This window comes from Komagataeibacter kakiaceti JCM 25156, from assembly GCF_000613305.1.
The window spans coordinates 1-9603 of sequence record NZ_BAIO01000059.1; the positions used below are offsets into that span (position 1 = coordinate 1).

Genomic DNA, 9603 nt, shown 5'->3' on the forward strand with positions numbered 1-9603 from the left:
CTGACGGCCGGTGAACCCGTGCTGACCCCGCCCTTCTGGGGGGCGCGGATGCTGGAAGCGACACCGGAGGCGGTGCTGCCGTTCCTGAACGAACGCTCGCTGTACCAGTTCCAGTGGGGCTTCCGTAAGCAGGGCCGCTCGCTGGACGACTTCATGGTCTGGGCGCGTCAGGAACTGCGCCCGGTCCTGCGCCGCATGCTGGCGCTGTGCACGGAGTATGACATCCTGCACCCCCGCGCCAGCTACGGCTACTGGAAGGCTGCGGGCGAGGGCAATGACCTCGTGCTGTTTGACGAGGGCGGCACGAACGAAGTCGCCCGCTTCACCCTGCCCCGCCAGCCGCGTGAGGATGGGGCCTGCATAGCCGATTTCGTGCGCGATATTGACGACGCCCGGCGCGATGTGATCGGGCTGCAAGTGGTGACCGTCGGGCAGGAAGCATCCGACAAGGCGCGCGAGTGGTTCGAGGCAGACCGTTATCAGGACTATCTCTACCTGCACGGGCTTTCGGTCGAGATGGCGGAAGCCATGGCGGAATACACCCACAAGCGCATCCGCGCCGAAATGGGCTTTGCCGCCGAGGATGACCGTGACATGGCCAGGCTGCTCCAGCAGGGCTATCGCGGGTCGCGCTATTCGTTCGGCTATCCCGCCTGCCCCCGGCTGGAGGAACAGGAACCGATCCTGAAACTGCTGGATGCGGAGAAAATCGGCGTTTCCCTGACCGACGGGTTCCAGCTTCACCCCGAGCAGTCCACCTCGGCGCTGGTCGTTTTCAACCCGCAGGCCAAGTATTTCTCGATCTGAGCGGCATCGGGCGGGGCATCCTGACGGAAGGCAGGACGCCCCTGCCTTCGACATGTTCCGCCCCCGCTGCCGCGTGATGTGTTCGTGCCGCACCGATGCGCCTTTTCACATCATGCACGGCGCATATATGAAACCATATGTAATCGGGTTCAGAACCGGCCTGACCATTTTCCGACGTTATTGTTTGATTGGGCTCCGATCATCCTGACCGTATAGATATGCCGTATGAATCCGTACCTGGCTATTTCCGCATCGTGTCACACCAGTTCCGAGGTTTTTCCTGTTCGCCTGTTGAAATCCGGAAGTAGCCTGAACGGCATGAGTGTGGGCGGGAACCGGAATACGGTGCCGGAATATCGGGAACAGTCCGCAGGGATTTCCGCATATCCCCTGCCCGCACCGGGGCTGGATGGCGTTGTTTCCATAGTGGCAACGCCACTCAGGTCCGTCACTTCGGGTGCTTTCCGCAGCGATTGCATTCCGGATATGATTGCAGTGCTGACAAATAAAATGCCGGGAAATACTCTTACATCATGGCATCCGTTACTGGCGGCATACAGATGCTGAATGCTGCGCTTATGGAAGAATATATCCGCAATACCAGACAGAACCACCAGTTTCATGTCAGGGCGAACAGGAATTCCCTGGGCAGATGCGCTCCGGAATGATTTTCATAGAAGCATGAACCATGGAATACGGTTCCGAAAAATCCTGAACATTCCATTGCAACAGATTGCAGATTTAATAAAAACATACGCGATTACAAAGGGGAAGAAAATGATACAGAATACATTGGCAGGAGAAAGAAAATTTAAATTATTTATCATTTTTACTCTGTTCATATGCTCGATAATTATTTCTTCCTTCCCCCTATGTGAAATTTTCTCTCACATTCCCATAGCCCAGAACGAGGGATGGAATGCCTATCAGATAGACCGGGCAATGGACCCCCGTCTCGGTCCGTTATATCCAAACCCTGATAACGGTCTGATTTTCAACAACTACCCGCCACTTTCGTTTTATGTAGTTGGCGTCGTAAGCAAATATCTCATACATGATGTTATTGCCGCCGGGCGGATAGTCAGCTTCATATCCATACTGATCTCGTGCATGGCATGTTATTTCTGCACGCGGTCACTTGGCGGCTCACGCTTTGGCGCCGCCATATCCTTTTTCATTACGTATCTCTATACAGCGGAATTTTTCCAGTGGTGGTTCATTACAAATGATCCGCAATGGCTGAGTATTTCCTTTATCCTGTCCGGCTGTTCCATCGTATTGCTTGCGCTTGACAGCCAGACCAAATCAATGCTCCCCGTGATAGCGGCCTCATTCCTGACGGTCATTGGCGGCCTTGTGAAGCATAATGAGCTGGCCATTCCACTATGCGTGACCATCTGGCTCTTCATTCAGAACAGAAAAATGTTTTATTACTGGAGCATGAGCGGACTGGCGTTCCTGTCCCTGTCGCTCATGCTGCTCTACATGGTGTTTGGCGCCAATGTGTTTATTGATGTCATACACCACCCCCGCACCATGTCATTCAGATACGCATCCTCACTGAAGGATATATTTTCAGACATCATATATATAATCATCGCCTCACTTCCCTGCCTGATAGAAATAAAGAACAAAAAAACAAGAAATTTCCTGTGCTTTTTTGTCCTGACCTGCCTTGTATTAGGCATATTTGAAAAAACCGGCGCTGGCGTTTCCCGTAATGCCCTGATCGACACCCTTATTGCATTATCCATTGCGATCGGTGTTGGCGTATCCGCCTTTCCACAGACATGGCAGGGCTATCGCAATCCGAGCATGATATGGCTTGTACTTGTATCCTTAAGCCAGCCCATTATAAAAATAACGACACATACGCCATCCTACATACATGACATCAGGCAGATACATAAGGAAGAAGACTACTGGAATAATATCATATACCGCGTGCAGTCAGTACCGGGACTGGCCGCATGTCGTATGCTTTCAGTATGTTACTGGGCACATAAGCCCTATACCGTTGATATGTTCAATCTTGGGCAATACGTTGAGAATGGCGGCAAGGAAAACATATTCGATAAAATGATCAGAAATCGCGAATTTGATATTATTGAATATCCTACCAAAAACAGCGCACAGATAAACAGGGAACGGAACGCCCTTATGAAAAACCTGCCTGAATATTACAGTTCCAGCTTCAAAGTTAATATTGACGATGATTTTTATAAAGGGAACGATGAAATGGAATTTTTTGTTCCCAAAAAGTAATTATGGGATTTGATCATCCAATGGTACAGGCACTCCCTGAAAAACAATAAAAGTTTTTGGGCGCCGCCTTTTTTCAAAAAGGCGGCGTCTTCCGAAACCTTTTTGAAAAAGCTTCACCAGAAACGCCTTCAGGATTTGCAGGGTGAAAAATCCGCCCCGTTTCCGCCACGATCGCCCGCATAATTTCCTATCGTCAAGCTGGCGTGAAAATCGTAGAATAGCCGCATGATCAGATTTGATAATGTCACCAAGGTCTATCATGCCCGTGGGGTCAGCAAATGCGTGCTGGATCATCAGTCCTTTACAATCGAACGGGGCCAGGCGATTGGCGTGGTGGGCGTGAATGGCGCGGGGAAATCCACCCTGACCCGCATGATCGCCGGCATTGAATATCCGACCAGTGGCACGATCACGCGGGAAATGTCCGTCTCGTGGCCGCTGGGGTTTGGTGGCGCGTTTCAGGGTAGCCTGACCGGGGCGGACAACACGCGGTTCATCGCGCGCATCTACGGTCGCCCCATTGATGAAATGCTTGAATATGTCAACAATTTCGCCCGTCTGGGCCATTATTTCCATGTCCCGATAAAGACATATTCCTCAGGTATGGCGTCACGTCTGGCCTTTGCGGTTTCGCTGGCCATCAAGTTCGACTGTTATCTGGTGGATGAGGTCACGGCCGTGGGCGATCAGTCCTTTCGGACGCAATGCCGCGAAGCCCTGCTTGAACGCCGCCAGCACGGCAGTCTCATCATGGTTTCGCATGACCCCAATACGCTGCGTGATTACTGTGATACGGGCGCCATTCTACGTGATGGCCACCTGACATTTTATGATTCGGTGGAAAAGGCGATCACCGCCTCACAGAGTCTGTACAAATAGTTCCCTGAAAAGACCTGAACACGGATTTTTTCTGATCCTGTTTGAAAAATAAAAACAGCGCCGGGATGTAACGCACCCTTATGTGGCCCAATTATGTCTTGGGTTTATCTGTCATTCCTGGGCCGGTTCCAGTTGATCGTTCGGGCCGCGCATAGTAAACCTGACGGGGATTTATCCATCTGGATAGCCTGCCTGCAACATGACCCCTGCAACAGCCAGAAGAAACCATTTTTCCAGAATGTCAGTCCAGATCCCTGCCCTGTCGATGTTTTGCCGTGTTCCTTCCAGTCGCGGGAAAACTGTTGTCACATCCGGGCAGGGAAAAGATCCAGCCCCCCTCTCCCCGGCCCGTGCGCGCGGCCATGCGGGGCGGTGGGCAATGCTTCTGGGGTTGCCGCTGATTGTTCTGCAGGCGGGGTGCAACACGCTGCCCAGCAGCGGCCCGGTGCAGTCACAGATTACCGAACAGCAGAAAAACCCCAAAAAGAATACCGTGGGTTTCCGCATTATTCCGGTAACGCCCGAACTGGTCACCATCCTGCATCAGGAACAACCGCCCACACTGGCATCGCTGGAATCAAGCCCGTCATCACCCAGCCAGAATGACCGGATCGGCCCCGGAGATGACCTGCAGATCTCCATCTATGAAATGGGGAACGGTCTTTTTAACGGCAACAGTGATTCACAAAGCGCCAATTCGTCACTGGATCTGACCACATCGACCGGAATCGGCGGGGCGCCGACATCAGGCGCCACGGTTGCGGCCCTGCCCACGGTGGAGGTCAATGCCGCCGGGAATATCGTGCTGCCTATATCGGTCAGGTCCATGTGGCTGGCCTGACAACCACCCAGATCGCGGACCGCATCCGCGCGGGCATGAAGAAAATTTCCCGCGCGCCGCAGGTCGTTGTCCGCACCACGAACGATCTGACCAATTCCGTCATGATCTATGGGGAGATCGGGCATTCGGGCCGTGTGCCCCTGACCCCCAACAAGGAAAGGGTTCTGGATGTCGTCGCGCTATCGGGTGGCGCGACCCATCCGGCCGAGGATACCCTGGTACAGTTGAACCGTGATGGCAGGATTGTACAGGCGCCCCTGAAGATTGTTGAGGACACGCCCGAACAGAACATCCTCCTGCAATCGGGGGACAGGGTGCAGCTTCTGTACATGCCGCGTAACTTCACCATATTCGGGGCAAGTGACAAAGTAACGGAAGTGCCCTTTTCCACACCCGACCTGAGCCTTGCGGAAGGTCTGGCCCGTGTGGGCGGACCGGCGGACAGCCGTGCCGACCCGAACGCCGTCTATCTGTTCCGGTTTGAAGAACGGAACATCGCCCAGAAACTGAATATCCCGACGGATGCGGGACAGGCTTCCGTACCTGTCGTCTATCAGTTGGACATGATGAACCCTGCGAACTATTTTCTGGCGCAGGACTTTCCGATGCGAAACAATGACCTGATCTACATTGCCAACGCAAAAATAAATAACTTCAACAAGTTCTTCAACCTTCTGAGCACGATCGTCAGCCCCGGCATCACCGCGGCTTACATGGCCAGATAAGAGCCTGTTTGAAACAGACCAGCAATCACAGGAAAATCTCTGGCGAAGCTTTTTCCCAAAAGCTGCCAGGCGGTTCCAGACCCGCCCCGGCTCGGGGCGGATAATAATTACCTTATCGCACTTATTTCTTTTACGAAATAGATCGCAGCTTCCACCTGTTATGCCCGCTGGTGTCGGGCGCGATGGACTCAGAGAAATCAATGCCCTTCGCCGCCTGACTGGGCCAGTCCGCAAAGCCCAGGGCCGCGATCTCGGCCTGATCCAGCCTGTGCGGTCGCGCCTGCGGCATATGCGCCAGTATGGCGGACCGCCACCCCGGACCATCCAGAGGGTTCAGATAGGTTACGGCGTTACCCGCGATTTCCCGGAAAACAGCCAGATCACTACATATGCACGGCACGCCGAGACCAAGGGCCTCAGCCAGAGGCAGGCCGAACCCCTCCGCGAAGGAGGGGAAAAGCAGTCCCTGCGCGTGCTGCAACAGCGTCACGACCTGAAGATCCGACAGGTCGTTATGTTCAAAAACATGCCCGCGCAACGCGGGGCAGCGATCGAGCATGTCGAGAACATTTTCATTTTCCCAGCCCCGCCGCCCCACCAGTATGAGCTGCGGCGCGGCATCGCCCATTTCATGCACGAGGTCACGCCAGACATTCAGCAGCAGAAGATGGTTCTTGCGCGGCTCTATGGTGCCCAGTGATACAAAATAGGGGCGACCATCCTGCTTCGGCACGGGCGCGGTGGCGGCGGCCGCCTGCAACGCATGCAGGTGCAGGCCATGGGGAATGACCGTAACCGGTATGTCACGTCCCGAACGGGCGATGAACGGCGCAAGGGAGTCCGCCACCACTTTCGAGGGCACGATCACGCCATCCGCCAGCGCGGTGACCGTGGCGATGCGACGCAGATGCCGCGCCGGTTCGGCTGGCCGCGCGTATTCCGGAAATTCCAGCGGGATCAGGTCATGGATCATAGGCACGAAAACCGCCCCGTGGCGACGGATGAACCGGGCAATGGCGTCCGGGCGGCTCAGGTGATGATGCGACAGCAGCAGATAGATGCCCCCCGATGGTAGCGTGCGGCGCGACATCAGGGTGCGGGCGAATACCAGCCGTCTGGCGTTCCAGGTCGCCTTGTGGGGGAATGCCTCCTTTCCATCCCACAGGGCCGCGGTCTGTTCGATAAACGTGATGACCTCGTCATGCTCCAGCACGCCGATGTGCCCGAACGGATGCATCGCGACAAATATCGTGCGCTCCGCCGCATGATCCAGCAGGTAGAGGACATATTCCATTTCCACACGGTCAATACCCGTGGGCACCGGGTTGCCCGCCCGTGAAAGCAGGCGTGAAATATCCATGAACACAGGCACTGATGGAGAACTTGAAGACACGATATTTCAGACCTTATCGTGCGTAACAACGCTTGATTGCACAATATAAGAGGCCGGTTTTGTCGGCACACGCACGGTTGGCAGTGACAGCCCCTTCTCCGGCGGCGGCGCCACCGCCGGAATGATCCGTTCCGGAACCGTGACCTTGCTCAGGCGCTTGAGAACCCCCGCCACCAGCTGGTTCTGTCCCTCTTCGGAAAAGAAGCCCCCGGCAATCAGGCAGCGGTCGATCAGGACACGGCGGAAGGCGTCGTATGTCGCCCTGTCGGGCGGTGTCGGCCTGACCCAGAAGGTGTCCAGATCGACCTGATCGGTAATCTGGGGAATATTATAGACCGCTTCCCCCAGCGTCAGCACCGGTATGCCGGACGCCAGCGCCAGCGTGCCCGTGGTGCTGTTGATGGTGACGACACCCCGCGCCTTCTGCACCAGCAGGGCAATATCACCCGTTTCGATATAATAGACGCGCTGCTCCACCCCGTTTTCGCGCGCAATGTCCGCGATCAGGCTGCGCCAGTCCCGCAGCCCGTTATCCAGCGGGTGCTCCTTGATCAGCAGCACGGTTTCGGCTGGCGCATGGGCGGCGAAGGACTGGATGACATACCGGATGGCCGGTTCCATCCCCGCGAAGCCGGAATGCAGGCGCACCTGCGCATCCGCATCCAGTTGCAGCGGGAAAATCATGTAGGGGCGACCGCTATCGGCAATCGTCTCCATGATGTTCTGTGTCCGGATTTCCGCCGTCTTGCGGTTGCGCAGGCGCTTCAACCAGCCAATTCCTTCCGCCCACGGATGCCAGGGGCGGTAGTCCTTCCATTTACGGAAATACCAGCGACTCAGGATATCGGCCGCGTTATAGGCCACCGCTTCCAGCGCCCTGCGCCGGAAGGAGGAGGGAACCGGCCGGTGTTCGGGCATGGGCGGCAGGCGGGCGGCTTCCTCGCGGTACCATTCCGGGTCGCGGGGCAGTGTCGAATGGCCGTTGACGCCCCCGATTTCCAGCGTCACCCAGTCCGGGCGGATGTAGCCTTCCTCAAATACATGCACGGGAATGTGCCGGTGGCCGCACAGCGCGATCGCCGCGCGGTGCATGGGGCGGCAATCCCCAAACAGCATGACATCGGTAATATTGTACCGTTCGATCACATCGGCCAGGAAGACGGGCCAGTGCTCACCATCGCCCGTGTAATCAATCCCGTTTGGCAGACGCCAGAAAAGCTGGTCGCCACCATTGAAATTGATCTTGTAAACTTCGTATCCCGCCTTGCGCAGGCCCATGCCAACCCGGCGGAAGAATGGTCCCATAAGGCCCTGAAGCAGGAGAAACCGCCTGCTCGCGGTTTCCTTCCTGGTGCGAGGATCGTGCATCAGGGTCTAACCTTTCTTCACATCTTTGACGCCACGCGTGCCCGCGCGGCCAAGCCAGCATTTCGCACGTCCCTGCAACTCGCGAACCTTCATTAAAAAAGTGGGCCGCCATAACCGTGTATCTTGAATTCTGTCAATCAGCATTTCAGGTTCACATGGTAATCGGGTAACAGGATCAATATAGGACGGATAGAGGAGGAGCGTGCCCGCCACAAGTTCCTCCACCGTCAGGTTGCGATGCCGCCGTGCGCGCGGAACCGGGCCGAGATCCGTGGTCAGCCCCCACCCGGCGTAAAATGGCGCGCCATAGGTCACGACGCGCAGGCCACGCAGCAGCGCCTCGAACCCGGTCAGGGATGTCAGGGTATGGACTTCATCCACCCGCGACAGGAGGGTGGAAATGGCCCCACCCCGGCTGATCTGATCCACGTATTCCCTCACTTCCGCCTCATCCAGCGCCCCGGCGCGGTGACCCGCGTCAACATCAGGATGAGGACGATAGAGAATGAATGCGTCGATATTTTGGGACCGCACCGCACGCAGCAGATCGAGATTGGTGGCGATGCGCCCCCCACCCAGACGGACGGACATGTCGTCACTGACCTGGCCGGGCACCAGAATGACACGCTGGCCCGGCGCGCGGCCCGGCAGGTCCATGGTGTCCTGCCCGCCCGTATCGACGCCGTATTTGGAAATGCCACCGGCGACAATGCGCTCGATCAAGGCCCGCGCACGCCCGCGCAGTTCCGCGTCAAAGGGATGGGTCGCCAGAATATGTTCCAGGTCGCTGGGGCGGGAGGGATCGTAATAGATGCCCCTGCGGTCAAGAAAGATCGAGCATGGCACCTGCAACCCGCTGCCCAGGCCCACGGAACGGATGAATCCATCTTCCACACGCCAGATCTCAAGTCCCGCCTGGCATGCCATCCGCTCAAGATCCCGTGGCATGCGTGTTGCCCATACGGCCACCCCGCGTGCATGGGCGCCGCCCCTACGTGACGCCAACCGCCGAAGGGCCGCCGGACGACGGATAAACGGGGGAGACCCCGGCGCGGTTGCAAACAGTTCCGCAATACGGCGGCGTTTCCACAACGACATGCCGGCACAGGCGGCAATCCGCCGGTTTGACAGGATGGTCCGCCGCCACAGGGCAAGCACCGCAATGGCGTCGCGACACCCCATGGCCCTGCCCGTGTAGGGGTTGATGTAATGCGTACCCGCAACCAGCCCGTGGCAGGCATCAGCCCGGTCCATGGCTGGGGGGGGCGGTCCGACCCATCATGGCGCAGCACCGCAAGCCCCCGCAGCGCCCCCAGATCAGCCAG

Annotated in this window: 9 protein-coding genes; 5 read left to right on the top strand and 4 right to left on the bottom strand. The window is 56.9% G+C overall.

Annotated elements, in window-relative coordinates:
• Nucleotides 1-807 (top strand): vitamin B12 dependent-methionine synthase activation domain-containing protein (locus JCM25156_RS21905; RefSeq protein WP_034958526.1); only part of this gene is annotated, 807 nt, incomplete at its 5' end.
• A gap of 257 nt (nt 808-1064) precedes the next feature.
• Here JCM25156_RS21905 and JCM25156_RS05795 read toward each other — a convergent pair.
• Nucleotides 1065-1430 carry a hypothetical protein gene (locus JCM25156_RS05795; RefSeq protein ID WP_025812440.1) on the bottom strand — a complete coding sequence of 122 codons (366 nt, stop codon included), beginning with the start codon at nt 1428-1430 and terminating at the stop codon, nt 1065-1067.
• 58 nt (nt 1431-1488) lie between these two features.
• Here JCM25156_RS05795 and JCM25156_RS05800 point away from each other — a divergent pair, with 58 nt between their 5' ends.
• The 4 genes from JCM25156_RS05800 (at nt 1489) to JCM25156_RS30845 (ending at nt 5517) form a co-directional block, all read left to right on the top strand.
• Nucleotides 1489-3072: a hypothetical protein gene (locus JCM25156_RS05800; protein WP_206777857.1), complete on the top strand. Its 1584-nt coding sequence runs from the start codon at nt 1489-1491 to the stop codon at nt 3070-3072.
• Between the two features lie 225 nt (nt 3073-3297).
• The gene (locus tag JCM25156_RS05805) at nt 3298-3951 is read left to right on the top strand and encodes an ABC transporter ATP-binding protein (protein ID WP_025812442.1); all 654 of its coding nucleotides are present in this window, start codon (nt 3298-3300) and stop codon (nt 3949-3951) included.
• A gap of 391 nt (nt 3952-4342) precedes the next feature.
• Nucleotides 4343-4792 carry a hypothetical protein gene (locus JCM25156_RS30840; RefSeq protein ID WP_242402502.1) on the top strand — a complete coding sequence of 150 codons (450 nt, stop codon included), beginning with the start codon at nt 4343-4345 and terminating at the stop codon, nt 4790-4792.
• Nucleotides 4780-5517 carry an SLBB domain-containing protein gene (locus JCM25156_RS30845; RefSeq protein WP_242402503.1) on the top strand — a complete coding sequence of 246 codons (738 nt, stop codon included), beginning with the start codon at nt 4780-4782 and terminating at the stop codon, nt 5515-5517. The genes JCM25156_RS30840 and JCM25156_RS30845 overlap by 13 nt, the downstream gene beginning before the upstream one ends.
• A 130-nt stretch (nt 5518-5647) precedes the next feature.
• Here the strand turns inward: JCM25156_RS30845 and JCM25156_RS05815 are convergent, their stop codons facing one another.
• From JCM25156_RS05815 to JCM25156_RS21915, 3 genes are read right to left on the bottom strand one after another with little or no spacing between them, the layout of a single operon-like run.
• Complete coding sequence (locus tag JCM25156_RS05815) at nt 5648-6877, bottom strand: glycosyltransferase family 4 protein (RefSeq protein ID WP_051577483.1); 1230 nt, start codon at nt 6875-6877, stop codon at nt 5648-5650.
• Between the two features lie 39 nt (nt 6878-6916).
• Entirely contained in the window at nt 6917-8278 is a 1362-nt protein-coding gene (locus JCM25156_RS05820; protein WP_025812444.1) for a capsule biosynthesis protein, read from the bottom strand.
• Nucleotides 8279-8284: 6 nt separating this feature from the next.
• Nucleotides 8285-9532 (bottom strand): capsular polysaccharide export protein, LipB/KpsS family, encoded by a 1248-nt coding sequence (locus JCM25156_RS21915; RefSeq protein WP_051577482.1) that lies wholly within the window; start codon nt 9530-9532, stop codon nt 8285-8287.
• Between the last annotated feature and the right edge of the window lie 71 nt (nt 9533-9603).